31 protein-coding genes and 1 riboswitch are annotated in these 23,719 nt (G+C 68.2%); of the genes, 17 read left to right on the top strand and 14 right to left on the bottom strand.

Annotation, left to right across the window (positions count from 1 at the left end; genetic code table 11):
* Positions 1-53: 53 nt before the first annotated feature.
* Positions 54-1,022 carry a hypothetical protein gene (locus NMQ03_RS16595; protein WP_255173096.1) on the top strand — a complete coding sequence of 323 codons (969 nt, stop codon included), beginning with the start codon at positions 54-56 and terminating at the stop codon, positions 1,020-1,022.
* A gap of 86 nt (positions 1,023-1,108) precedes the next feature.
* Here the strand turns inward: NMQ03_RS16595 and NMQ03_RS16600 are convergent, their stop codons facing one another.
* Positions 1,109-1,990, bottom strand: a complete 882-nt coding sequence (locus tag NMQ03_RS16600; protein WP_255173097.1) for a helix-turn-helix transcriptional regulator — start codon at positions 1,988-1,990, stop codon at positions 1,109-1,111.
* 93 nt (positions 1,991-2,083) lie between these two features.
* On the opposite strand from NMQ03_RS16600, the gene NMQ03_RS16605 reads away from it, so the two are divergent.
* From NMQ03_RS16605 to NMQ03_RS16620, 4 genes are all read left to right on the top strand, one after another.
* Positions 2,084-2,965: an aldo/keto reductase gene (locus NMQ03_RS16605; protein ID WP_255175642.1), complete on the top strand. Its 882-nt coding sequence runs from the start codon at positions 2,084-2,086 to the stop codon at positions 2,963-2,965.
* A 9-nt stretch (positions 2,966-2,974) separates the two neighbouring features.
* Positions 2,975-4,003 (top strand): aldo/keto reductase, encoded by a 1,029-nt coding sequence (locus NMQ03_RS16610; RefSeq protein WP_255173098.1) that lies wholly within the window; start codon positions 2,975-2,977, stop codon positions 4,001-4,003.
* Positions 4,004-4,050: 47 nt separating this feature from the next.
* On the top strand, positions 4,051-4,881 hold the full coding sequence (locus NMQ03_RS16615) for an oxidoreductase (RefSeq protein ID WP_255173099.1): 831 nt from the start codon (positions 4,051-4,053) through the stop codon (positions 4,879-4,881).
* Between the two features lie 243 nt (positions 4,882-5,124).
* Positions 5,125-5,511 carry a hypothetical protein gene (locus tag NMQ03_RS16620; protein WP_255173100.1) on the top strand — a complete coding sequence of 129 codons (387 nt, stop codon included), beginning with the start codon at positions 5,125-5,127 and terminating at the stop codon, positions 5,509-5,511.
* 7 nt (positions 5,512-5,518) lie between these two features.
* Here NMQ03_RS16620 and NMQ03_RS16625 read toward each other — a convergent pair whose 3' ends face one another.
* From NMQ03_RS16625 to NMQ03_RS16640, 4 genes are read right to left on the bottom strand one after another with little or no spacing between them, the layout of a single operon-like run.
* Positions 5,519-6,880: an FAD-dependent oxidoreductase gene (locus NMQ03_RS16625; protein WP_255173101.1), complete on the bottom strand. Its 1,362-nt coding sequence runs from the start codon at positions 6,878-6,880 to the stop codon at positions 5,519-5,521.
* 12 nt (positions 6,881-6,892) lie between these two features.
* A complete protein-coding gene (locus NMQ03_RS16630) occupies positions 6,893-7,303 on the bottom strand; it encodes an arsenate reductase ArsC (RefSeq protein WP_159633187.1) in 411 nt (136 codons plus the stop codon).
* Positions 7,300-8,001 carry an aquaporin gene (locus NMQ03_RS16635; RefSeq protein ID WP_255173102.1) on the bottom strand — a complete coding sequence of 234 codons (702 nt, stop codon included), beginning with the start codon at positions 7,999-8,001 and terminating at the stop codon, positions 7,300-7,302. Before NMQ03_RS16635 ends, NMQ03_RS16630 begins: the two co-directional genes overlap by 4 nt.
* Positions 7,998-8,348, bottom strand: a complete 351-nt coding sequence (locus tag NMQ03_RS16640) for a metalloregulator ArsR/SmtB family transcription factor (RefSeq protein WP_255175643.1) — start codon at positions 8,346-8,348, stop codon at positions 7,998-8,000. The genes NMQ03_RS16635 and NMQ03_RS16640 overlap by 4 nt, the downstream gene beginning before the upstream one ends.
* Before the next feature lie 144 nt (positions 8,349-8,492).
* Between NMQ03_RS16640 and map the strand changes: the two genes are divergently transcribed.
* Both map and NMQ03_RS16650 read left to right on the top strand, forming a co-directional pair.
* Complete coding sequence (gene map / locus NMQ03_RS16645; RefSeq protein ID WP_255175644.1) at positions 8,493-9,266, top strand: type I methionyl aminopeptidase; 774 nt, start codon at positions 8,493-8,495, stop codon at positions 9,264-9,266.
* 66 nt (positions 9,267-9,332) lie between these two features.
* The gene (locus tag NMQ03_RS16650) at positions 9,333-10,253 is read left to right on the top strand and encodes a phosphotransferase family protein (protein WP_255173103.1); all 921 of its coding nucleotides are present in this window, start codon (positions 9,333-9,335) and stop codon (positions 10,251-10,253) included.
* Positions 10,254-10,383: 130 nt separating this feature from the next.
* Here the strand turns inward: NMQ03_RS16650 and NMQ03_RS16655 are convergent, their stop codons facing one another.
* On the bottom strand, positions 10,384-10,902 hold the full coding sequence (locus tag NMQ03_RS16655) for a GNAT family N-acetyltransferase (protein WP_255173104.1): 519 nt from the start codon (positions 10,900-10,902) through the stop codon (positions 10,384-10,386).
* 148 nt (positions 10,903-11,050) lie between these two features.
* Here NMQ03_RS16655 and NMQ03_RS16660 point away from each other — a divergent pair, with 148 nt between their 5' ends.
* Positions 11,051-11,446 (top strand): hypothetical protein, encoded by a 396-nt coding sequence (locus NMQ03_RS16660; RefSeq protein ID WP_255173105.1) that lies wholly within the window; start codon positions 11,051-11,053, stop codon positions 11,444-11,446.
* Here NMQ03_RS16660 and NMQ03_RS16665 read toward each other — a convergent pair.
* Complete coding sequence (locus tag NMQ03_RS16665; RefSeq protein ID WP_159633205.1) at positions 11,415-13,391, bottom strand: amino acid transporter; 1,977 nt, start codon at positions 13,389-13,391, stop codon at positions 11,415-11,417. The two genes, NMQ03_RS16660 and NMQ03_RS16665, sit on opposite strands and share 32 nt — an antisense overlap.
* Positions 13,392-13,532: 141 nt before the next feature.
* Here NMQ03_RS16665 and NMQ03_RS16670 point away from each other — a divergent pair, with 141 nt between their 5' ends.
* Positions 13,533-14,279, top strand: coding sequence for an ABC transporter permease (locus NMQ03_RS16670; RefSeq protein ID WP_255173106.1), 747 nt, complete (start codon positions 13,533-13,535; stop codon positions 14,277-14,279).
* A gap of 26 nt (positions 14,280-14,305) precedes the next feature.
* Here NMQ03_RS16670 and NMQ03_RS16675 read toward each other — a convergent pair whose 3' ends face one another.
* Positions 14,306-14,851, bottom strand: coding sequence for a YceI family protein (locus NMQ03_RS16675; protein ID WP_159633211.1), 546 nt, complete (start codon positions 14,849-14,851; stop codon positions 14,306-14,308).
* A gap of 145 nt (positions 14,852-14,996) precedes the next feature.
* Between NMQ03_RS16675 and NMQ03_RS16680 the strand changes: the two genes are divergently transcribed.
* Positions 14,997-15,425: a hypothetical protein gene (locus NMQ03_RS16680; protein WP_236560873.1), complete on the top strand. Its 429-nt coding sequence runs from the start codon at positions 14,997-14,999 to the stop codon at positions 15,423-15,425.
* A gap of 42 nt (positions 15,426-15,467) precedes the next feature.
* On the top strand, positions 15,468-16,202 hold the full coding sequence (locus NMQ03_RS16685; protein WP_255173107.1) for a CDP-alcohol phosphatidyltransferase family protein: 735 nt from the start codon (positions 15,468-15,470) through the stop codon (positions 16,200-16,202).
* Positions 16,203-16,250: 48 nt separating this feature from the next.
* Here the strand turns inward: NMQ03_RS16685 and crcB are convergent, their stop codons facing one another.
* From crcB to NMQ03_RS16715, 6 genes are all read right to left on the bottom strand, one after another.
* The gene (gene crcB, locus NMQ03_RS16690) at positions 16,251-16,628 is read right to left on the bottom strand and encodes a fluoride efflux transporter CrcB (RefSeq protein ID WP_255173108.1); all 378 of its coding nucleotides are present in this window, start codon (positions 16,626-16,628) and stop codon (positions 16,251-16,253) included.
* Positions 16,625-17,152: a CrcB family protein gene (locus NMQ03_RS16695; RefSeq protein WP_255173109.1), complete on the bottom strand. Its 528-nt coding sequence runs from the start codon at positions 17,150-17,152 to the stop codon at positions 16,625-16,627. The genes crcB and NMQ03_RS16695 overlap by 4 nt, the downstream gene beginning before the upstream one ends.
* On the bottom strand, positions 17,152-17,700 hold the full coding sequence (locus NMQ03_RS16700; RefSeq protein ID WP_255173110.1) for a universal stress protein: 549 nt from the start codon (positions 17,698-17,700) through the stop codon (positions 17,152-17,154). The genes NMQ03_RS16695 and NMQ03_RS16700 overlap by 1 nt, the downstream gene beginning before the upstream one ends.
* A gap of 66 nt (positions 17,701-17,766) precedes the next feature.
* Positions 17,767-17,853, bottom strand: a riboswitch (Fluoride riboswitch).
* Between the two features lie 55 nt (positions 17,854-17,908).
* The gene (locus tag NMQ03_RS16705) at positions 17,909-18,580 is read right to left on the bottom strand and encodes a haloacid dehalogenase type II (protein WP_255173111.1); all 672 of its coding nucleotides are present in this window, start codon (positions 18,578-18,580) and stop codon (positions 17,909-17,911) included.
* 95 nt (positions 18,581-18,675) lie between these two features.
* A complete protein-coding gene (locus NMQ03_RS16710) occupies positions 18,676-19,092 on the bottom strand; it encodes a DUF302 domain-containing protein (protein ID WP_255173112.1) in 417 nt (138 codons plus the stop codon).
* A 73-nt stretch (positions 19,093-19,165) separates the two neighbouring features.
* Complete coding sequence (locus tag NMQ03_RS16715; RefSeq protein ID WP_043452296.1) at positions 19,166-19,423, bottom strand: metal-sensitive transcriptional regulator; 258 nt, start codon at positions 19,421-19,423, stop codon at positions 19,166-19,168.
* Between the two features lie 125 nt (positions 19,424-19,548).
* Between NMQ03_RS16715 and NMQ03_RS16720 the strand changes: the two genes are divergently transcribed.
* The 6 genes from NMQ03_RS16720 to NMQ03_RS16745 all read left to right on the top strand — a co-directional run bounded on the left by NMQ03_RS16720 (position 19,549) and on the right by NMQ03_RS16745 (position 23,621).
* Entirely contained in the window at positions 19,549-20,166 is a 618-nt protein-coding gene (locus NMQ03_RS16720; protein WP_255173113.1) for a rhodanese-like domain-containing protein, read from the top strand.
* The gene (locus NMQ03_RS16725) at positions 20,163-20,921 is read left to right on the top strand and encodes a sulfite exporter TauE/SafE family protein (protein WP_255173114.1); all 759 of its coding nucleotides are present in this window, start codon (positions 20,163-20,165) and stop codon (positions 20,919-20,921) included. Before NMQ03_RS16720 ends, NMQ03_RS16725 begins: the two co-directional genes overlap by 4 nt.
* 22 nt (positions 20,922-20,943) lie before the next feature.
* Positions 20,944-21,285, top strand: coding sequence for a rhodanese-like domain-containing protein (locus NMQ03_RS16730; protein ID WP_255173115.1), 342 nt, complete (start codon positions 20,944-20,946; stop codon positions 21,283-21,285).
* A 49-nt stretch (positions 21,286-21,334) separates the two neighbouring features.
* A complete protein-coding gene (locus NMQ03_RS16735; protein WP_142117518.1) occupies positions 21,335-21,631 on the top strand; it encodes a rhodanese-like domain-containing protein in 297 nt (98 codons plus the stop codon).
* Positions 21,632-21,689: 58 nt separating this feature from the next.
* The gene (trxA, locus tag NMQ03_RS16740) at positions 21,690-22,052 is read left to right on the top strand and encodes a thioredoxin (RefSeq protein WP_255173116.1); all 363 of its coding nucleotides are present in this window, start codon (positions 21,690-21,692) and stop codon (positions 22,050-22,052) included.
* A 168-nt stretch (positions 22,053-22,220) separates the two neighbouring features.
* Positions 22,221-23,621 (top strand): rhodanese-like domain-containing protein, encoded by a 1,401-nt coding sequence (locus NMQ03_RS16745; RefSeq protein ID WP_255173117.1) that lies wholly within the window; start codon positions 22,221-22,223, stop codon positions 23,619-23,621.
* The last annotated feature ends 98 nt before the right edge of the window (positions 23,622-23,719 follow it).

The raw sequence follows: 23,719 nt of genomic DNA on the forward strand, positions 1-23,719 counted from the left end.
CATAGCGGCACAGGCCCCTCCTGCCCGGGGACGCACGCCGGCAACGTGGATACATGACCGAACTTCCACCGCTCTTGTTGTCCCGCGACCGCGTGCTGCACGGACTGCTTCCGAATGAAGTCGCCAAACGTGTGAGGGCAGGTGCGTTGGTTCGCGTTCGACACGGCGTTTATGTCGACGGACCGACGTGGAAAGCCCTGAAGCCCTGGGAGCAATACCGGGTCCGCGTCCAGGGGGCCGGGGAAACCTTTGAGAAACCCACAATCTTCGCCCGGCAGTCCTCCGCCAGCGTGTGGGGAATCCCGTTCATCGGGCGCCACCCGGTCCGGGCACTCACATTGAAGAACGACGGCGGGAGGTCCCGCGCCGGAGTCAGCCGGCACTTTGCTGCCCGGGCCGGATTGAAGGTGGTACGGGTGGATGGGCTCCTCGTTACCGATCGCGTCCGGACCGTCTTGGACCTGGCGGCGTTCAGCCCGTTCATCGAGGCAATAGTGCCGCTGGACCACGTCCTGCGGCCGGACCCGAACCGGCGACTGCCCGCCCTCACCAAAGCCGAGCTTGAGGCCGGAATCGGTGACATCTACTCGGCTGCTGCTGCACGGCGGATCCGGGCCGCAATCGCCTTCGCCGACCCCGGTTCGGGTTCAGCCGGGGAATCCTGGAGCCGGGCGCTGATCCATGTGGCCGGGTTCGAACCTCCAATTCTCCAGCAGCGGTTTTCCGATGCGGCGGGATTGGTGGGGTACACCGACTTCTATTGGAAAGAGCCCAAGGTTGTAGGCGAATTCGATGGCGAGGAAAAGTACATGAAAGCTGAATTCTTAAAAAGCCGCACCGCTTCCCAGGCCGTTGTGGCGGAAAAGCAGCGTGAGAACCGCATCCGCGCCCTGGGAATCAACGTGGTGCGGTGGGACTGGGCCGACCTGAAGGCGGGCAGGCTGGAAGGCAGGCTCGCAGCGGCTGGCGTGGCCCGCCGTCGTACGCGCTCTGCCGTAATCGACGCGCAAAGTCGTCCATGACACGCATATTCCTTTTCGCGCCCGGAATATGGGGTGCGCCAAGGAACATGCGTGTCGAAAAGGAATATGCGCAGCGGGGTCGCGGCTCAGGTGCTCTCCTCCACCGGCACCACTGAGGTACTGCGCTGGGTCGCCACCCAGCTGGCCAGGACCTTCAGTGCGTCCTCGGAGGGCGTGCCGGGCTCGGCCGTGTAGATGTTGATCCGCAGGCCCGGGTCCGCGGGAAGCTCCATCGCCTCATAGGTCAGGTCCAGGTCCCCCACCACCGAGTGGTGCAGCCGTTTGCGGCCGGTGCGGTGGTACTTCACGTCGTGCCGGGCCCAGCGGACGCGGAACTCCTCGCTGCGGGTTGAAAGCTCGCCGATCAGGTCGGACAGGTCCTTGTCGAACGGGTTCCTGCCAGCCGTGGAGCGCAGCACGGCCACGATGTCGTCAGCGGCGCGCTCCCAGTCCACGAAGAACTCCCGTGCCTTCGGATTCAGGAAGGTGAACCGGGCGCTGTTGGGCGGGGTGCCGGCGTCGGTCATCATCTCCAGGTACAGGGCCCGGCCCAGCTCATTGGAGGCCAGGACATCGCCGCGGTCGTTGCGGACCCAGGCGGGCGCCGTCGTAATCGCATCGATGACCCGCTGCACGCTGGGCCGCACCGTCTGGGGACTCCGCTTCCGCCGCACCCGCGGGGCCGCCGTGGACGCGCGGGCCAGGTCGAAAAGGTGGGCGGTCTCGGCGTCGTCCAACTGGAGGGCGCGGGCCAGTGCCTCCAGGACGCTGTCCGAGGCGCCGGAAAGGTTCCCCCGCTCCAGCCGGATGTAGTAGTCGATGCTCATCCCGGCGAGCATGGCCACTTCCTCGCGCCGGAGCCCCGCAACGCGCCGGTTGCCGCCGTACGCGGGCAGCCCGGCATCCTCGGGCGTGAGCCGGGCACGGCGGGAGGTCAGGAACTTCCGCACGTCATCGCTGTTGGTCATGGCCTCCACGCTACGCCGATGCCGGGCAGCGAAGGAGGGACTGGCAAGCCCTCCCACAAACCTCCACACCCGCATAGCGTGAAGGGCATGGTTATGGAACTCACGCTCAACAACGGAATCACAATGCCCGCGCTCGGCCTGGGCGTCTTCCAAAGTCCCCCGGAAGAGACGACGGCGGCCGTCCAGTCAGCGCTCGAGGTGGGCTACCGGCACATCGACACCGCCGCCGCGTACGGCAACGAGCGCGAGGTGGGCGAAGGCATCCGCCGCTCTGGTCTGGACCGCGCCGACGTGTTCATCGAGACGAAGGTGTGGGTCAGCGACTACGGCTACGACGAGGCACTGCATGCGTGGGACAAGGCGGCCGGCAAGCTGGGCGTGGACCAGCTGGACCTGTTCATCCTGCACCAGCCCGCACCGGACCGGTTCGACAAGACCATCGCCGCGTACAAGGCCCTGGAAACCCTGCTGGCGGACGGCCGGGTGCGGGCCATTGGCGTCAGCAACTTTATGCCGCACCACCTGCAGCAGCTCCTCGAGGAAACCGATGTGGTCCCGGCCGTGAACCAGATCGAACTGCACCCGTATTTCGCGCAGCCGGCCGTACAGGCGGCGGATGCGGAACACGGCATCCTGACCCAGGCGTGGTCACCCATCGGCGGCATCACGTTCTACCCCGGCTGGGGCGAGAACCGGAAGAACGTCATGCGGGACCCGGCGATTGCCGCCGTTGCAAAGGCCCACGGCAAGACCCCCGCCCAGGTGATGCTGCGCTGGCACCTGCAGCAGGGCCGCTCGGCCATTCCCAAGTCCACCAACCCGGCGCGCATCGCGGAGAACTTCGACGTGTTCGGCTTCGAGCTCACTGCTGCTGAGCTGGCCGCCATCGACGCGCTGGACACCGGCGTCCGCAGCGGCCCCGACCCGGACGTGGCACGCCCCGAGCGATTCGCCATGGTCATCCCGGAAGCCTAAGGAGAAGAAATGGAATACCGCCCGCTTGGCCGCACCGGTGTGCAGGTCAGCCCCCTCTGCCTCGGCGCGATGATGTTCGGCCCCTGGGGCAATGACGACCGCGCCGACGCCACCCGCATCATCCACCGCGCCCTGGACGCCGGCATCAACTTCATCGACACCGCGGACGTCTACTCCGGCGGCGCCTCGGAGGAGATCGTCGGAGCCGCAATTGCAGGAAAACGCGACGACGTCTTCCTGGCCACCAAATTCTTCATGCCCATGGATGAAAAAGACCCCAACCAGCGCGGCGGCTCCCGCCGCTGGATCATGCGCGCGGTGGAGAACTCGCTGCGGCGGCTGAACACCGACCACATCGACCTCTACCAGGTGCACCGCCCCAGCCCGGACACTGACGTGGAGGAGACCCTGGGCGCCCTCACCGACCTGGTCCGGCAGGGCAAGGTCCGCTACATCGGTTCGTCGTCCTACTCCGGCTCGCAGATCGTGGAGGCGCAGTGGGCGTCCCGCGAGCGCAACCTGGAGCGATTCGTCACGGAGCAGCCGCCGTACTCCATCCTGGCCCGCGGCATCGAAGAGGACGTCCTGCCCACTGTGCAGCGCCACGGGATGGGCACGCTCACCTACAGCCCGCTGGCCGGCGGCTGGCTTTCCGGCCGGTGGCGGAAGGACTCGCCGTCCCGGCCCACCTCCAGCCGCCGCCCCAGCGCCCGGTTCGACATGAGCCAGCCGGTCAACCAGCGCAAGCTGGACATCGTGGAGGAGCTCGCCCAGGTGGCCGAATGGGCAGGCGTGACGATGATCGAGCTGGCCATCGCGTTCGTGATCAACCACCCGGGCGTCACCTCCGCCATCGTGGGACCGCGCACCATGGAGCAGCTGGAGTCCTACCTCCCGGCCGCGGACACCAAACTGGCCCCCGAGGTGCTGGACCGCATCGACGAACTGGTGGCCCCCGGCGTCACCGTCAACCCCGACGACAACAGCTACGGCACCCATGAACTGACCGCACAGGCACGACGCCGGCAGCGGCCTTAAGTGCCGCTTCCCGCCTTACTACCCACTCCCCTATGAAAGGAAAACCCATGGCAACGTGGCTCATCACAGGCTGCTCCACCGGACTTGGCCGGGCACTCGCGGAAACCGTGCTCGCGTCCGGGCACAACGCCGTCGTCACCGCCCGGAAGGTGGAAACGCTGCAGGACATCACGGCCGGCTTCCCGGACACCGCGCTGGCCCTCCCCCTGGACGTCACCGACAAGGCGCAGATCAGCGCGGCCGTGAAGGCAGCCGGGGAGAAGTTCGGCAGCATCGATGTGCTGGTGAACAACGCCGGCTACGGCTACCGCGCCGCCGTGGAGGAAGCGGACGACGCCGACATCCGCCGCCTGTTCGACACCAACTTCTTCGGCGCCGTGGACATGATCAAGGCAGTGGTCCCCGGCATGCGGGCCAACAAGTCCGGGACCATCCTGAACATCTCCTCCATCGGCGCCCGGATCACCCCGGCCGGCTCCGGCTACTACGCGGCCACCAAGGCAGCGCTGGAAGGCATGTCCGGGTCGCTGCGCAACGAGCTGAAGCCGCTGGGCATCAACGTCACGGCCATAGAGCCCGGAGGCTTCCGGACGGATTTCGCGGGCCGCTCGCTGACACAGTCCGCGACGGCAATCGAAGACTATGCGGACACGGTAAGCAAGCGCCGCAAGGAACACGACACCGCGCACGGCAACCAGCCCGGGGACCCGGACAAGGCAGCCAAGGCGATCCTCGCCGTCGTCGATTCCCCCAACCCGCCGGGCCTGCTGGTCCTGGGCACGGACGCCTTCGGTGCATTCGGCAAGGTGGCCGAGGCCCAGCGCGCCGAGCTGGACCAGTGGCAGGAGCTGAGCACCAGCACGGACATCACCGACTAACCCAACTAGGTCGCAGTTGTTGTCGTTCTGGGGCGTCAAAACGACAACAAATGCGACCCAGTTGGGGAACTGGAAACCCTGGGCCGCAACGAAATCGGGCATCGCAAAATCGAGTAGCCACTACTCATGACAGGGCGCACGCCCGGTGCAAGAGTGAATTCCTCACGTTCCACCACTCCGCAAGAGGAACCAGCATGGCAGCCAAACGACGCCGCTCAGCCTGGCAAGGGCGCGCGCTATCGGGTGCGCCCCTTCTTCGTCCTCATCGTTGTAGCCCTGATCATCCAGTACTGGTGGGTCCTGCTCATCGCTGCAGGTGTGGTTGCGCTGACTGTGGCGCTGGTCCGCTCCGCCAGTGCCCCGGCCCGTCCGGCGAAGGTGCCACCACCACCCAGGCCGCAACCCGTCGTGCCCCCTCCCCCGGTGGTCCCCAGCGGCGAAGACCTGACGGCCCACATGCGGGCCCACAAACGGATCAGCCGCGTGAGGGACCTGCAGGAATGGGACTACGAGTGGATCCGGCTGGCCCACCCGGGGAAGAGCCTGCGCGAAGTCAACGACATCGCAAACGCCCATTTCGCCCGCGGCCGTTCCATTGGCATCAACTGGGGTGACCCGTCGGCTCCCTAAGGCACGCCTAGACGTCCGCCGGTTCGCTGCTGCGGCCGTGCTGCAGTCCGGTCGCGAAACCGATCGTCACCGGCACCGGGGCGGAGCAGCAGCCGTCCGCGGCAGCATCCCGGGCGTCATCTGGAACGGACGTGGAGCACACGCCGGTTTCCGGCAGTTCAAGTTCGACGGCGTCCGCGGCTGCGGTGTCCCCGGCCAGGGCGGCGGCGATGGAGCGGACCTGCTCGTACCCGGTGGCCATGAGGAACGTGGGCGCGCGGCCGTAGGACTTCATGCCCGCCAGGTAGAAGTCCTTTTCCGGCTGCTCAAGGATCCGGGCGCCGTGGGCAGGAACGGTGCCGCAGCTGTGGAAATCCGGGTCGATCAGCGGGCCCAGGGCCTTGGGTGCCTCGACGGCGGGGTCCAGGTCCAGCCGCAGCTCGGACAGCATGGCCAAATCCGGGCGGAACCCCGTGGCGGGAATGACCCGGTCCACCGACACGGACCGGCCGTCCGCCGCGTGCACGGTCAGGGCGTCGCCTTGAACGTCCGTGGACGCCGTGTGGAAGCTGGTCAGGAGCCGGACAGCGCCGCTCTCGACGGCGGTGCGGAGCCGGGCCCCGAGCTGGCCGCGGGCGGGCAGCTGGTCGGCGTCGCCGCCGCCGTAGGCCCGGGCCGGGGTGGCGGCGCGGATGGCCCACAGGACTTCAGTGCCAGGGTTGGCGCGGGCCACGCGGGCCAGGTCCAGCACCATGTTGGCGGCCGAATGCCCGGAGCCGATGACCATCGTGCGGCGGCCGGCAAAACCACCAGCGGAAACGTCCGGCAGGGGGCCTGTGACCAGCCCGGCAGCACGTGCTTCAGCCTCACCCGGAACGGCCAGGCCGGACGATCCCAGCGGCGCCGGGCTGCTCCAGGTACCGGACGTGTCGATCACGGCGCGGGCCAGCACCTCGGTGACCTGGCCGCCGTCGTGCCCTATGCGAAGGAGGAACGGGGCACTGTCCCGGCCCTGGCTGCGGCCCTTGTCCATGCCCTGCCGGGTGACCGCCACAACCCGGGACCCGGTCCTGATCCGGTCCTTGAGCTCCGGCGTCGCGGCCAGCGGCTCAAGGTATTCGGAGACGATCTGCGCCCCGTACGGCAGCGCGGTGGGCCGTGGAGCTTCCCAGCCGTGGCGCTCCAGCAGGCGCACCGAGGCGGGGTCCAGGTTGTACTTCCAGGTGGAGAACACGCGGACGTGCCCCCATTGCCGGATGGTGGCCCCGACGGCGGGACCGGCCTCGAAGACGAGCGGTTCCAGCCCGCGTTCCAGCAGGTTCGCGGCGGCGGCCAGGCCTACGGGTCCGGCGCCGATTACGGCTACGGGCAGGGATTCCTTGGATGTCATGGCGTCAACCTTTCAGGCCGAAGCGGGGATAAGGGAGGCGATCAGGGCTTCGACGCGGCCCTTGATCTCGTCGCGGATGGGCCGCACGGAGTCGACGCCCTTGCCGGCGGGGTCCTCCAGGACCCAGTCCTCGTAGCGCTTGCCCGGGAAGTAGGGGCACTCGTCGCCGCAGCCCATGGTGATCACCACGTCGGAATCCTTCACGGCCTCAGTGGTGAGGACCTTGGGGATCTCGGCAGACATGTCGATGCCCACCTCGGCCATGGCCTCGACGGCGGCCGGGTTGACCTTCTCGGCCGGCTGCGATCCGGCGGAGCGGACCTCGATGGCGCCCTTGGACAGCGTGGTGAGGAAGGCGGCCGCCATTTGGGACCGGCCCGCGTTGTGGACGCAGACGAACAGGACGGAGGGCTTCTGGCTCATGAGAGCACCTTTCGGTCAGCCGTGGCGACGGCGAGAGTTGCGAGGGGTGGGTAAAGGAACCGGACCAGGACGTACCCGGCGGCGCCGCCCAACAGTTGGGCGAGGATGAAGGCAGGGGCCGACGACGGCGCGATGCCGGCGAAGGTGTCTGTGACCGTCCGGGCGATGGTCACGGCGGGGTTGGCGAAGCTGGTGGAGCTGGTGAACCAGTACGCTGCGGTGATGTAGCCGCCGACGGCGAAGGCGACCCGGTCTGCCCGGCCGGAGCGGACGGTGCCGAAGGTGACCACCAGCAGCCCTACGGTGGCGATGACCTCGCCCAGCCAGAGCGCGGGACCGGTGCGGACGTGAGTTGAAAGCGTGACCGCGTCCAGCCCGAACATCAGGTTCGCCGCCACGGTGCCGGCCAGGCCGCCCAGAACCTGGGCGGCCACTAACGCCGCGGTGGTCCCTGTATCGATCAGGCCCAGGGCCCGTTCCACCAGGGTCACCACGGGGTTGAACGACGCCGAGACCGGCTGGAGTGCCACGATCAGGGCCACCAGCGCGGCACCCGTGGCGAGGCTGTTCTGCAGAAGCTGCAGCCCGGCGTCGTCCGGTGAAAGCCGCGAGGCCATGACGCCCGAGCCCACCACCGCCATGACCAGGAACGCGGTGCCCACGAACTCCGCAGCAGCTTTGCGGCCCAGCACACTCACGCTGCCTGCCCGCCGATCAGGGCCGCCAGGTTCTGCAGCGCCTCGGTCCGGGCCCGGTAGTAGACCCACACGCCGCGCTTCTCCCGGTCCAGCAGCCCTGCCTCGTGCAGGATCTTCAGGTGGTGGCTGATGGTGGGCTGGGACAGCTCGAAGGCATCGTTCAGGTCGCAGACGCAGGCCTCGCCGCCCTCATGGGAGGCAACCAGGGACATCAGCCGCAGCCGGACAGGATCGGCCAGCGCCTTCAGCAGTGGGACGACTCCTTCCGCTTCCGGCTCGGTCAACGGCTCGCGCGCAAGCGGCGAGCAGCACGCCGCGGCTTCCACAGGGGTCAGCTTCAGGGACATAGACACACATAAATATTTACATTCATCTATGTCTTTGGCAATCCCCATATTTTCCCGCTGATTACGCTCTTCCCTTGCGGCGCGCGGAGAAAGGACAAATAGGATGGCCCGTAGATTTACCGGCCGGAGATGAAGGGCGCCACCATGATCGAGATCCTGAACCCCGCTGAAGTGGCCCGCGCCCGGGAGACCGGCGCCCTGGTGGCGGACATCCTGCAGGCCATGAAGAGCCGCGCCACGGTGGGCACCAACCTCCTGGACATCGACCAGTGGACCAAGGAGATGATCACCGAGGCCGGGGCCGAATCCTGCTACGTGGACTACGCCCCGTCGTTTGGCCGGGGCCCGTTCGGGCACTACATCTGCACGGGCGTCAACGATGCCGTGCTGCACGGACTCCCCCACAACTACGACCTGGCCGACGGCGACCTGCTGACCCTGGACCTCGCCGTCGTCAAGAACGGGATGGCCGCCGACGCCGCCATCAGCTTCATTGTGGGCGAATCACGCCCGGCGGAGAGCGTGGCCATGATCGAGGCCACCGAGCGGGCGCTGGCCGCCGGAATAGCCGCCGCCGGGCTTACCGCGAAGATCGGCGACATCTCCTACGCCATCGGCCGGGTCCTCAGCGATGCGGGATATCCGGTCAACACGCAGTTCGGCGGCCATGGGATCGGATCCACCATGCACCAGGATCCGCACGTCCCCAATACGGGGCGGCCCGGCCGCGGATTCAAGCTGCGGCCCGGGCTGCTGCTGGCACTGGAGCCGTGGATCATGGCGGACACGGCGGAGCTGGTAACGGACGACGACGGGTGGACCCTCAGGAGCGCCACCGGCTGCCGAACGGCGCACACCGAGCACACCATCGCCATCACCGAGGACGGCGCCGAGATCCTGACCCTGCCCTCGCGGTAGGAGCTGTTCCGTCCCCACCACGTTCACCTCGGGCATCGACCAACCGCCGCCTCCTAAAATGGGGAGGTGAACCTTTCGCATCTCGGCGTGCCCGTCGGGCCGATGATTCGCGTCCATGGCGGGTTCGCCAACCGGATGTACCGGCTCGACACTGACGATGGGTCGTTCGCGGTGAAGGAGTTGAACCTGGTCGATCGCCGCTGGCCCTATCGCATCAAGGACGTGCTCCGGTTTGAGCGGGCCGCCTTCGCTGCCGGCGTTCCGATGCCAGAGCCGATTTCGGCCGACCACAACACACTCGTTCACCGATGGGTCGATGGCGGGAAGGCCGAAGCGCCGGTGTCGGCGAGCTACGCGTTTGAGATCGGTGAGATTCTCGCGCGTATCCATTCGCTCGACGTCGCGTGGAGCGACGCGTTGATCGAGGAGCAGGCGTCAAGGGACTGGGCTGAGCTCGCCGTCCAGGCGGCGGCGACCGGACAACCGTGGGCTGCAGAGCTCGCCTCCCAGGTCGAAACGTTCCTCGCGATTGCCCGCTTCGTTGACACCTGCAATCGGCCAGGCCCAGTCGTTCTGACGCACAGAGACATCCAACCGTGGAACCTGCTCGCTCGAGAAGGCCGGGCGGTGGTGCTCGACTGGGAACTCTCGGGGATGCTCGACCTGTCCGGCGAGCTCGGATCGACCGCGCTGAGCCTTGCGAAGGGGCCCGGCGTCGATGACATCAGGCCCGCCATTTTCCGCTCGGTTCTCGACGGCTATGTGGCAGGGGGCGGAACGCTGCCGCCGCCGGGTCCAAGCTGGTTTGCGTTCATAATCGGCGGCTGGCTGGGGCACACGAGGTGGAACATCCTCCGGTGCCTCGCCGGTGTTGAGGCAAGCACCGGGCCAGACCTCGCGCTGTCGCATGAGTCCGTGCGCGACGGGGTGCGCGGCCTCCCCGACTTGTTCTGCCGGCTTCCGGATCTCGAGGCGTTGCTGGGGTGACAGTGAACTGCGTTGCCTGCAATTCCGCATGCGTCGATCACCCCTCCGATGCAGCAGGTGAGTCGGCTAGCGCGTGCTGGACCTGGGCGGACGCGGCGCAGAGATCCTGACCCTGCCCTCGCGGTAGGAGCTATTCCATCCCCACCACGCCGCTGCGGCGCTCCAGCAGCAGTGTGTCCTGCCAGTGCCCGGCCTTGGGGCCATGGCTGATCTGCGCAATCCGCTCCCGGGTCCCCACCACCCGGAAGCCCAGCTTTTGGTGCAGCGCCAGGCTGGCGGCGTTCTCGGGAAAGATGCTGGACTGGATGGTCCAGATGCCCGCCGCCTCCGTGGATTCGATCAGGGCCGCGAGGAGGAGCCGGCCCACGCCCCGGCCCTGGGCCAGAGGGTCAACATAAATGGAGTGCTCCACCAGGCCCCGGTACACCTCACGGGAGGAAACCCGGGACACGGCGGCCCAGCCCAGGACCCGCCCCGCATCCCCGGCGACGATCCGGTGCTCAGGCAACCGCACGGCGTCGAACGCTTCCCAGGTGGGCGGCTCGCTCTCGAACGTCGCCTCCCCCGTGGCGATGCCGGCGGCGTAAATTGCGTGGACGGCGTCCCAGTCATCGGGGCACATGGGGCGGATGGTTACGGGGCTGTCCATGGATCCCATTATGGTGTGGCGCCCGCGGGCCACCGCCAAGGCAGGCGGCGGCGTAAAAAATTCGTCAATAAAACAGCCCGCCCGCCCCGATTCCACCCGTGCGGCCCTTTGATGGAGGCATAGGCAGGCATGAAGCCAGGGAGGGCAGATGCGGTGGGATGAGGAGCCCGCGGACCGCGGCAGGGTCAAGTTCGCCGCATCCGCCGACGCCGTGGAGGGCTACGGCGGACGCGGGCTGAACGGCCGCGCCCTTCATCCTGTGGCTGGCTACATTTTCCCGGACCAGGACGGGGACCCGTGGTGGGTCATCTTCCAGCCCTGGCCCTCAGCCGGCCCGCATCCGCACCGGGTTCCCGGCGACATCCTTGCCTGCAACGATTCCTACGGCGACATGGTGCACGTTGTGGTGCTCGCGGCAGGCGTCTGGGAGGACGACGCCGAGGCAGCCTTCAGCGCGAACGCCCCTTCCAGCCTGGCTGACGCCGCCCGGGTTGCGGCCGCGGTGGAGCCCATCAGCCCACGTGGACCCAGGGCCGCTGGGTGACGTCCGGAACCGCCTCGCGCAGCACCTCACGGGTCACCGGCGCGATCTCGCCCTCGCCCAGGAACAGGAACCGGACCAGGTTGGTGATGGGGTTCCCCTCGGTCCAGCGGAAGTAGATGTGCGGCATCAGGCCAGTGACGTCCCTGATGTGCAGCAGCACGGAGGCGATGGTGTTGGGCACCACCGGGCCGTGGACTTCCAGGATGTGGTACCCGTGCCGGTTCACGCCGCGGACGTGCAGCTCGGTCTCGAAATCCGAGGAGTCGTCCACGACGACCTCCAGGAACAGGGCGTCACCTGCCAGCGGGAGGTGGCTGACCTCGATGGCTGACTCGAGTTTGTCCCGGTAGGCCTCCGCGGACATCCGCAGCGGCTCGTGGGCGATGATGGCGATGGGCCCGTCCAGGGCGCTGGACATGAACTCCAGGGCCTGCTGGTCCAGATGAACCCGGGTCGCATGCAGCTCGAAGGAACGGCGGACCCGGGACAGCAGCGAGATGACGATGATGCCGAGGATGAAGATGGCGGCGATCCGGATGCCCTCGGGCCGTTCGAAGATGTTGGCCACCGTGGTGTACGCGAACACGACCGAAATGACACCAAAGCCCACCGTGAGGTTCCGCTGCCTCCGCCGGCGCGCCGAGAGCGTGACGGCCACCGCGGCGGAAGTCATCAGCACCAGGACGCCGGTGGCGTACGCGCCGCCCTGGGCGTCGACGTCGGCGTTGAAGATGAAGGTGATCAGGAAGCCGATCAGGGTGAAGACGAGGACCAGGGGCCGCACAGCCTTGGCCCAGGCCGGAGCCATGCCGTAGCGCGGGAGGTACCGCGGCACCAGGTTCAGCAGCCCTGCCATGGCCGAGGCGCCGGCGAACCAGAGGATGCCGATGGTGCTGATGTCATACACGCTGCCGAAGCCCACACCCAGGTATTCGTGCGCCAGGAAGGCCAGGGCACGGCCGTTGGCCTGGCCGCCGGGCTGGAATTCCTGTTCCGGGATCAGGACCACGGTGATGAAGCTGGTGGTCAGCAGGAAAACGCTCATGATCACAGCGGCGGTGGTGAGCATGCGCCGGGCGCCCCGGATGCGGCCTGCGGGGTTCTCCTCCGTGTCGTCCTCAGCGCCCCGCACCTGCGGCATCACGGCCACGCCGGTTTCGAAGCCGGAGAGGCCCAGGGCCAGCTTGGGAAACACCAGCAGCGCGATGGCCACGGCCATGACCGGGTTTCCGTGCGACACCCACAGGTTGGTCCACCAGTCCCCCGTGGCCGCGGGGTGCGTGAGCACCTGCGCCAGGGTGGCGACCACCACCACGGCGTTCAAGCCCAGGTAGAGAACCACCAGGACCACCGCGACGCCGATGGCTTCCTTGAATCCCCGCAGGAACACCGCTGCCAGCAGGGCCAGCAGGAAGAGCGTCACGGGGACGTTCTGGGTCTGGAGCCAGCCCGGCGCCACGGGATTGCCCAGCAGGTGCGCGGTGGCGTCGGCGGCCGAGAGGGTCATGGTGATCATGAAGTCGGTGGCGGCGAACCCCAGGAGGACCAGCACCAGGAGCTTGCCGCCCCACCGGGGCAGCAGCCGCTCGAGCATGGCGATGGAGCCTTCACCGCGGGGGCTTTCCCCGGCGACCCTGCGGTACACCGGCAGGGCGCCGAGCAGGGTCACCGCCACCAGCACCAGGGTGGCCAGCGGGGAGATGACCCCTGCGGCCAGCGCGGCGATGGCCGGCTGGTAGCCCAGGGTGGAGAAGTAGTCCACGCCCGTCAGGCACATGACCTGCCACCACGAATGCTTCTTCTCGTGCTGCGTCGGCACGCCGCCGGGACCCGGGTGGGCGCCCTTGCTGTCCTGCAGCCCAAACAGCAGCCAGTCCTGGAGCGCCTTCCTGCCGTGGGCGTGGGGCGCGGACGGATCCGCCGGGGGCCTGCTCAACGTGGTCATGTCTGCCTTTCCGCGCTGCCCTTTGCATCGCGACCCTTGCGAAGCTAGCACCGGCCAAAAGGGCGGGAGCGCCGAAAAGGCATTTCTTAATGATTCCTTGACGCGTGATCTACGACGCAGTGCGGTCAGTAAGCTGGCGGCATGCCAACCCTTGCCGCGCTGCTGCCCACCCTGGTGGCCGTTGCCATCCTGGCGGCACTCACGGTGGGCATCCTGTGGGGCGCGCGGACGCCGTCGTACCTCTCCCCCGCCCTGGCCATCCTCCGCGGCGCGGCCCAGCTGGCGGTCATCAGCCTGGTGCTGGGCGGCATCATCACCAATCCCCTGTGGGTGGGCGCCGCCCTGTTGGTCATGTTCACAGTGGCGTCCGTGACGGCGGCGCGGCGGCTCACCTGGTCCTGGCGGCGCTTTGCCGTGGTGGCGGCAACCATGGCCGCCGGGATCCTGGTGACGCTGGGGGTCGTGTTCGGAACGGGCGCCATCGAGTTCTCCCCCCGGTACGCGCTGGCGGTGGGCGGAATCGTGATCGGCAACTCCATGACCATTGCCACCCTGGCTTACCGCCGCTTCTTCGAGGCGGTGGTGGAGCAGTGGGACCAGGTGGAGGGCTGGCTGGCGCTGGGCGCCACGCCCCGGCAGGCCACCCTCTTCCAAGCCCGGCAGGCGGTGCATTCAGCGTTGATCCCGTCCACGGACCAGACCAAGACCACCGGCCTGGTCACGCTGCCGGGAGCGTTCGTGGGCGCCATCTTCGGCGGCGCCTCACCCCTGGAGGCGGGCCGGTTCCAGGTGGTGGTGCTCGCCTCAATCATGGCCGCCGGGTCCATCACCGCGGTGGCACTGATCCGTTCGCTGGGCAACGTGAAGGTACGGCCCGCGGCGCCCTAACAGACGGGCGCCGCGGAACTGCTGCGTCAGCCCTGCTTGACCAGGGCCGCTTCCAGGCTGATCTTCACCTTGTCGCTGACCAGCAGGCCGCCGGCCTCCAGCGCCGCATTCCAGGTGAGCCCGAATTCCTTGCGGCTGATCTCTGTCTCGGCGGAGAAGCCCGCCCGCGTGGCGCCGAACGGGTCAACGGCAACGCCGGTGAACTCAACTTCCAGCTCGATGGGCCGGGTGACGCCCTTGATGGTGAGGTCCCCGGTCAGGGTGTACTCCTCGCCGTCCCCTTCGATGGAGGTGCCGCGGAAGGTCATCTCGGGGTACTTCTCGACGTCGAAGAAGTCCTCGCCGCGCACGTGGGCGTCGCGGTTGGCGTCGCCGGAGTTGAAGCTGGCGGTGGATACCGTGGCGTGCACCGACGAGTCCGCCAGGGACTGGCCCACGCGTGCCTCGGCCTGGGCTTCGGTGAAACGGCCCCGGACCTTGCTGATCCCGGCGTGGCGGACGCTGAAGCCGATCTCGCTGTGGGACATGTCCAGGGTCCAGGTACCAGGCGTGAGTTCCTTGGGAAGGGTCATGGCAGTTCTCCTTACTCGTAGGGCCGCAGGCTCAGCCGCCCGCTACAGGCGCAAGACTGCGGATGCCCCTAAATATTCCCCCCGAAACCCACATGGAAAACAGGGCCGTATGAACCGGAAGGGAACTTCCGGCGTATACATAAGCGTGGCTCTACGATTACTGACCGCCCTGGCGCTGTTCATTGATGCCGGCGTCCACCTCTTCCTGGCCCCGGGCTACCAGAACGCGCAGCCCGGCACTGTCAGCCAGGGCACCCTGTTCCTGCTCGAAGCCGCCGCGGCGCTGGTGGCCGGCGTCTATGTCCTGGTCCGCGGCAGCAGGGCTTCCTATGCCGTGGCCCTGGTGGTTGCCCTCAGCGCGTTCGCCGCCGTCGTGCTTTACAGGTACGTGGACATCCCGGCCATCGGACCCATCCCGGCCATGTACGACCCCGTTTGGTTCTTCTCGAAGACCCTCAGCGCAGTTGCCGAGGGAGCCGGCGCGGTGCTGGCCTTCGCCGGTCTGCTCCGTGGCGGCCGCAGGAGAACGTCCGACGACGGCGCCAGGCTTCGGGCCCGGCGCCGCCGCCCGTGACCATCACCCCCGCCGTTGTTAGCATGCAAGGGGAGGTGGCACATGGGCGCGGCTGAACGGGCAGTGCCGGACGCGTTCGGCGCCGTTTCCATCTATGTGCTGTCGGCCCTCTGGCTGACGTCCCTGTCCCCGTCCATGCCGGTCCTCCAGCTGGCCGGGCTGTGCGCGGGCGCCCTGGTGGCCGTGGCCGCCGCCGGTTCTGTCCTGCGCCGGATCCCCCGGTTCTCAACGCCGGCAGACCGGGTCACCCTGCTGCGCGCCATCCTCGTGGCCCTGTGCGCGGTGCTGGCCGTTCCGCAATTGTTCACGGGCCGCCGCACGGACCTGCTCCTCCCCATCCTGGGCGGCGCCGCGTTCCTCCTGGACGGGCTGGACGGTGTGGTGGCCCGGCGCACCGGAACCTCCTCGCCGGCCGGGGCGCGGTTCGATTCCGCCACCGACGCCGCCCTGGTGCTGGTGCTGTCCGTCGCTGCCGCTCCCGTGGCGGGCGTCTGGACGCTGGGCATCGGGGCCATGTACTACGCGTTCGTTGCCGCGGGGCTCGTCCGGCCGCACCTTCGGGTGGCGCTGCCGCCCAGCGTTTCCCGCAAAGCCATTGGCGCGTTCCAGCCGTTCGCGCTGCTGTTCGCGCTCCTCCCCGGGGTCCCTGCGGTTGCCGCGGCGTTGGTACCGGCACTCGCCCTGGCCCTGCTCGCGTTGTCCTTTACCCGCGACGTGGTCCAACTGGAACACCTGCACCGCGCCGGACTCCAGGGTGTGCCGGTCGCGGTTGCCTAGTTGGTGTGGGTACGCTGCCGCCCGGTCGCGTCACAGCAGCCCGTCCCGTTACAGCAGCCCCGCAACGGCGAAGCCTCCGGCAGCAGCGGCCACGGCGGCCGCTGCGGTGCCCACGGCATTGAGGAGGGCCAGGCCAGTGCGGCCGGACTGGACCAGGCGGACGGTTTCGAAGCTCGCGGTGCTGAAGGTGGTGTAGCCGCCCAGGAATCCGGTGCCGGCAATGGCCTGCAGCTCGGGCGGCGCCGCATGCACGATCACGGCACCCGCCACCAGGCCCAGCAGGAACGATCCTGTGACGTTGATGCCAATGGTCCCTACCGGCAGGGCGGTCCTGATCTTGGCGCGCACCAGGCCGTCAACCACGAAGCGGGCGGCGGCTCCCAGCCCGCCGGCGAGTCCCAGCAGGATGATGGTCAGCGGGCTCACCGGTTTCCCTCCTTCGGGGAGCCGGCTGCGTCCGGCCGGGAGCTGGTCCGGGCATGCTGGGCTGCTGCCATCCGGATGCCGGCCACGGTGGTAACGGCTCCAACCAGCACGGAGGTTGCCACGTAAATGAAGGCGTCGGCGCTGCGGCCGGCACTGAACAGGGTGGTGGCTTCCACGGCCAGGGTGCTGTAGGTAGTGAAGGCGCCCAGGAACCCGGTGCCCACCAGCAGCCGGACCAGCCGCAGCCGTCCCGCGTCAGGGCCCCGGCGGACCAGGGCCTCAAGCAGGGCGCCCAGCAGGAACGCTCCCGCGAGGTTGATGACCAGGGTGGGTACCGGCCAGCCGCCCGGCACGGGCAGGATGCTGCCCAGCCCGTAACGGGCCAGGGCGCCGAAGGTGCCGCCAACGATGACCACCAAGACGAATCCGGGATGCAGGTGGACCGGCCGGCGGATGCGTGCCTCGCCCAGTGTGCCTTGGTCTGCGCCAGCGGCTGCTGTGGCCCCGGGGACGGGCTGCTCCATCAGTGGTCCGCTTTCGGCTGGTGCCTGGGGTGCGGGGCCAGCGGGACCACCAGGACGGGCCGGTGCTGGCGGTGGGTGAGATGGACTGCCACGGATCCCACGAGCAGTTCCTCCAGCCGCGCCCCGAGTCCGCGTTCCCGGGTGCCCACCACAATGACGGACGCGTCAGTGGTTTCCGCCAGCCGTCCCAGCGCCCTGGCAGGGTCCCCGGCCAGCGTCACGAAGGACCAGTCGATCCCGGTCCCGTCGAGGGCTTCGCGGAGGTGGCCGGCGATGGAGGCGCTGATGCCTTCGATGTCGTCATCAATCCCGTCGGGGTCGATGGGGCGGGCTTCCACCCTGCCGTCGGGCTCTTCCGCCAGGTAGGTGGTGACGTCCACGTAGGCGCAGACCAGCTTCACGCCCAGGCTGTAGGCCAGCTCGGCGGCGCGGTGGGCCACGGCCAGCGGCTGGCCCGGCACCACCCCCATGAGCACCGGTCCGCTGATTTTCCGGGGTGCATAGGGAACGCCGTTAGTGGAGGGGGCTGGTTTGTCCGGCTCAGTCATGTGTTCTCCTGTTCGGCGGGGCAGGAAGACTGAACCGGGTGCGGGCACGGGTCACCTGCCTTCGTGTCAAAGGCAGGAACCATCAGCCATGTGGCGGTTCGAAGACCGCGCACCTGCGCAGGCCTTCCGGCGGGATCCATCACCGTGAACAGAGACTACAGGTATTCCCGCGGCGTCCGCCACCACGGCTGCGGCCCCGGCCACCAGCCTAGGCGGCGAGGGCCGGGGGCAGCTCGGTCAGTGCCGCGACGGTGATGTCGGGGGCACGGAAATACGAGGGGTAGCGGGCGCCGGTCCGGTTGATCCAGGCGGTCTGCAGCCCGGCCCTGGCTGCCCCGTGGATGTCCCAGGGGTGCACGGCGACCAGCAGCATGCCTGACGGATCCACTCCGGCCGAGGCGCCCGCATACAGGTACGCGGCCTTGGCCGGTTTCCAGGCGGGGGCATCCTCCACCGAGAGGAGCAGCTCGAATTTGTCCCGGATGCCGCCGGCAACCAGCAGCCTGTCCGTATTGGCGGCCGCGCCGTTGGTCAGGGTGGTCAGCCGGTGCCCGGCAGCTGCCAGGGCGCGGACCCCGGCAGGGACATCCGGGTGAAGGGAGAGGTTCTGCATGGCTGCCATGACGCGTTCGACGGCGGTATCCAGGTTCCCGGAGACCCCTTCGGCTTCCAGCAGGGCGCGGAGGGCGTCCTTGCCGATGGCGGCGAAGGCCTCGTTGTCACCGCTGGCGGTAAGGGCGAAGCCGTCCCGCAGGAGCGTGGCGAACCAAAGTTTTGCCAGCCCGCGGGGCGCCCCGGTCTGCGCAAACACTTCGCCGAGCGGCGCCATGTCCGAGAGTGTTTCGTTGACGTCAAAGACGATGAGCAGTGGTTCTGCCATGATCTCCCCTTCTCGCTCCAGCCGCCGGTCAGGCCCGCCGCGGCTGCAGGCACGGCTAGGCTAGTCAGCAGTAGACCACACGGGAGCTGCGGGGACTACCCTTCCGTTTGGCCCAGGCTGGCGAGGGCCTTGCGCAGGCGAGTGCCGGCGTCGTCCGCCACTTCCTTGACGGAAGGGGCGCTGCTGAGCTGCACCATGGTCTGCGGATCGATGGCTTCCACGGTGGTGGAGTCCGCGGCGCTGTTCCGGCGCACCACCACGTTGCAGGGCAGCAAGGCACCCATCTCGGGTTCGGCAGCCAGGGCGCGGCTGGCGAGGGCGGGGTTGCAGGCACCGAGGATGACGTAATCCCCGACGGCGTCCGCGGCCTCGGCGCCGAGCTTGGCTTCGAAGGTGGACCGGACGTTGATTTCGGTCAGGATCCCGAACCCCTGCGCGGCGAGGGCTTCGCGGGTGCGCTCCAGCGCCTCCGCCCAGGGAAGGGAAACAGTGGTGGCCAGGGTGTAGGTCATGATGCTCCTTGAAGTTGCCGGGCGGTGCGGGTCTAGAGGGTGCTGGGGCTCAGGGCGCGCAGCGTGCCGCCGGTCAGGCGAGGGAGAGGAAAAGCTTCTCCAGGTCCTTCCGGTCCATGGTTTCGTCCTTCTGGACGATGCACTGCTCAAGCCCGGTAGCGATGATGGCGAAGCCCGCCCGGTCAAGGGCCTTGGACACGGCGGCCAGCTGGGTGACGACGTCCTTGCAGTCCCGGCCCTCCTCAAGCATGCGGGTCACAGCGGCGAGCTGGCCCTGTGCGCGCTTGAGGCGGTTGATCACAGGCGTGAGTTCGGTTGGGTTCAGTTCCATAAAGGGGTCTCCATCGATGGGGTGCTTGCCGTCAACTATATACCCCCATGGGTGTTTTGACTACCCCCGGGGGTATCTGTAATACTCGGTGGGGTATCCACCCGACCCCTTCCGAGAGGCCACCCATGACATCCCCTTCCAAAGCAACAGCCGTTACTGCACTCGCCCCTGAGGCCCTCCAGTCCTGGATCAAAGAGCACCAGGATCTTGTGGTGATCGACGTTCGCTCCGCCGCTGGATTCGAAACCATGCACATCCGCGGCTCCTACAACGTGCCGCTTCCGCTGCTCTCCGAGCACACCGATGAGCTCGCTGCCCGCCTGGGCTCCCGCGTTGTCCTGGTCTGCCAGTCCGGCGTCCGCGCCGAACAGGCCCGCCAGCGCATGGCCGCTGTTGGCCTCAACACCGCCTACGTGCTCACCGGCGGGGTTCCCGGCTTCGCGGCCGCCGGCGGCGACGTGGTCAAGGGCAAGGACCGCTGGGACCTGGAACGCCAGGTCCGCCTGGCCGCAGGCTCCCTGGTGATGCTGGGCCTGGCCGGGGGCAAGTTCGTCTCCCCCAAGGTCCGCATGCTGGCCGGCGCCATCGGCACCGGGCTGACGTTCTCGGCCGCGACCAACACCTGCGCCATGGGCAAGGCCCTGTCTGCCATGCCGTGGAACAAGGCCGCCAAGGAACCCACCCGCGAAAGTGCCATCCTGCAGCTCCCCGTGCAGCCGGCTGAAGAGGGCGCGGCAGCATGATCCCGGCCCTGGGTCTGGGGCTCGTCGTCGGCGTCGTACTGGGCGTAGTGGGCGGCGGCGGGTCCATCATCACTGTTCCCGCCCTGGTGTACGGCGTGGGCATGAGCCCCGCCCAGGCCATTCCCACCTCACTGCTGGTGGTGGGAATCTCCTCGCTGGCAGCGCTGCTCCCCAGGTTGCGGGAAGGCCTGAACTGGCCCGTGATCGCCCTGGTGGGGGGTGCCGGCATCCCGGCAGCCTGGGCCGGTGCGGCCGTGGGCAAACTGTTGGACCCGAACATCCTGATGCTGGCCTTCGCCGTGATTATGGTGGCCGCGGGCATCCGGATGCTCAGCAAGCCCCGTGAAAGCGAGGGGTCCTGCAGCACCGGGCCGAACCGGGCATTCCGGTCCTGCGCCCCCAAGGCCGTGGGAGTGGGCCTGCTGGTCGGGTTCCTCACTGGCCTGCTGGGCGTGGGCGGCGGCTTCCTCATCACCCCCGCGCTGACCGTCTTCCTGGGCCTGCGCATGAAGCAGGCCGTGGGGACGTCCCTGGCCATCATCGTGGTCAACTCGGCTGCCGGGTCCAGCGCCCACGCCGCCGGCTACACCATCGACTGGGCCACCACCCTGGCGTTCGCCATCCCGGCGATCGTGGGATCGGTGGTTGCCGCCCGGTTTGCCCGGCGCCTGCACGACAAACACATCCGCATCTCGTTCGCGGTACTCATCTTCGCCGTCGCGGCGTGGGTCACCGCCGGCACGGTCACCGCCTGACCCATCCATAGAGGAGAACACCATGGGACTGATCGATTCCCTCAAGAAGGCTTTCAGCAAGCCCTACAAAACGATTTCCGTGGCCCAGGCAAAGGAACTCCTGGGTTCCGGGGCCATACTCATCGACGTCAGGTCGGCCCAGGAATGGCGGACCGGCCGGGCGGCGCAGGCCAAGCACGTTCCCCTGGACCGGCTGCAGGCCAGCACTGCAGGCATCCAGAAGACCCGTCCGGTGATCTCCGTCTGCGCCTCCGGCGTCCGCTCCGCCTCCGCAGCCCGGCTCCTCGCCGCCAAGGGGTACGACGCCTATTCGGTGCGGGGCGGCATGGCCGCCTGGCGCCAGGCCGGCGAACCCGTCCGCTAGCAACACCACCACCAGCTCCAGCCACAAACCACTTCGAAGGAGAACCACCATGGCTGAAATCACCATCACCGAAGCCGAACAGCGCCGCTCCACCGCCCGGATCCTCGACGTCCGCGAGGACTTCGAAGTCGCCGAGGGCATGATCCCCGGCGCCCTGCACATCCCCATGGGCCAGCTGCAGGCCCGCCTGGGCGAGCTTGACCCGGCCGTGCCCGTCATCGCCGTATGCCGCAGCGGCAACCGCAGCGCCGCCGTCGCCGATGCCCTCAACGGCGTTGGCTACAAAGCGGACACCATGGCCGGCGGCATGACCGCCTGGACCCGCGCCGGACTCCCCACCACCTAGGTCCTGCCCCCGCGGCACGGAACAACCACAAACTTCGCCCGAAAGGACACGACAGATCATGGCAACCATCGACATCACCCAGCAATCCTTCGCCCAGACCCTGGAGGACAACGGCATCGTCTTCGTTGACTTCTGGGCAGCCTGGTGCGGTCCCTGCCGCATGTTCGCCCCCACCTACGGCGCCGCCGCCGAACGCCACCCGGACATCACGTTCGCCAAGGTGGACACCGAAGCCGAACAGGCACTCGCCGCGGCCGCAAACATCACCTCCATCCCCACCCTGATGGCGTTCAAGGACAAGACCCTGGTCTTCTCCCAGCCTGGCGCCCTCAACGCCACGGGACTGGAGGAAGTCATCCAGGCCGTGAAGAACCTGGACATGGACAAGCTCCGCGCCGAGGCCGGACACCAGCACGCCTGACCCCACACCAGCCACAAACCGCGCAGCAACAGGCCTCCTCCACCTGCTGCAAAGGCTATTCCGCAGAGAAACGCATAGGCCGCAGTGCACTTGCGGGATACCCCCGGGGGTATCTATACTGGACTCAGAAAAACTTCCCAATCCCCTTTCAATGAAGGAGAGCACCAGATGCTTATCGAGCGCATTTACGACGAAGACCTCGCACAAGCCAGCTACGTCATCGGCTGCCAGGCCAAGGGCGAAGCGATCGTGGTGGACGGCCGCCGCGACATCGCCGTGTACCAGGAGCTCGCCGCCAGGAACGGCATGAAGATCGTGGCCGTCACCGAGACCCACATCCATGCCGACTACCTCTCCGGCACCCGCGAACTTGCCGCCGCCACCGGCGCCAAGATCTACGTTTCCGGCGAGGGCGGACCGGACTGGCAGTACCAGTTCGAGGGCGAGCGGCTCTACGACGGCGACACCATCACCCTGGGCAACATCAACATCAAGGCAGTCCACACTCCCGGGCACACCCCGGAGCACCTGTCCTTCCTGGTCACCGACGGCGCGTTCAGCGACAAGCCCGGCTACCTGCTCTCCGGTGACTTCGTGTTCTCCGGCGACCTGGGCCGGTCGGACCTGCTGGACGAGGCAGCCGGCGGCGTGGACACCCGTTTCGAGGGCGCCAAGCAGCTCTTCGCCAGCCTCCGCGACAAGTTCCTCACCCTGCCCGACTACGTCCAGGTCCACCCAGCCCACGGCGCCGGCAGCGCCTGCGGCAAGGCCCTGGGTGCCATCCCGTCCTCCACGGTGGGCTACGAACGCCTCTACGCCTGGTGGGGCCCTTACCTGGCCGCCAACGACGAGCAGGGCTTCATCGACGAACTCCTCGATGGCCAGCCCGACGCCCACGCCTACTTCGGCCGCATGAAGCGCGAGAACCGTGAAGGCCCGGCCGTCATGGGCGAGCGTGCCCCGCTGCAGGAGCTGGACACCGCCGTCGTGGCCCAGGGCCTGGCGGAGGACACCCTGACGTTCATCGACACCCGCTCCAACGGCGAAGTCCACCAGGGCACCGTGGTCCGGTCCCTGAACGTTCCGGCGGGCAAGTCCGTGGCCAGCTACGGCGCCTGGGTGGTCAACCCGGAAACGGACAAGAACCCGCCGGTGCTCCTGGCCAAGGACCAGGAGCAGGCCCAGGACATGTGGGACCACCTGGTCCGCGTGGGCATCGACAACGTGGCGGGCTACCTGACCGGCATCGAGGGGCTGCCCACCTTCACCCCCAAGCTGATCCAGCCTGAGGAACTCGACAGGTTCGACGCCGCCATGGTCCTGGACGTCCGCAACAAGACCGAGCACAAGGCCGGGCACGTCCCGGGTTCGTACCAGCTCAGCGGTGGCCGCGTCATGTGGCACCTGGACGAGCTGCCCATCGGTGGAACCATCGTGTCCTACTGCCAGTCCGGCGTTCGGAACTCCGTAGCCGCCAGCGCCCTGCGCCGTGCCGGGTACGACGTCGTCGAACTCGACGGCAGCTACGCCGCGTGGAACGCCTGGCGGAACAGCGTCCCCGCGGTCTAACCGGACCTGCCACCCCAAGACCGCCCGGGCAGGACCCCCCTCCTGCCCGGGCTACCGGCCCGGGCGTGCCCCCACACGCCCGGGCCATCTTTATGTCC

This window comes from Arthrobacter sp. DNA4 (assembly GCF_024362385.1).
In the GTDB taxonomy this organism is placed as follows: domain Bacteria; phylum Actinomycetota; class Actinomycetes; order Actinomycetales; family Micrococcaceae; genus Arthrobacter.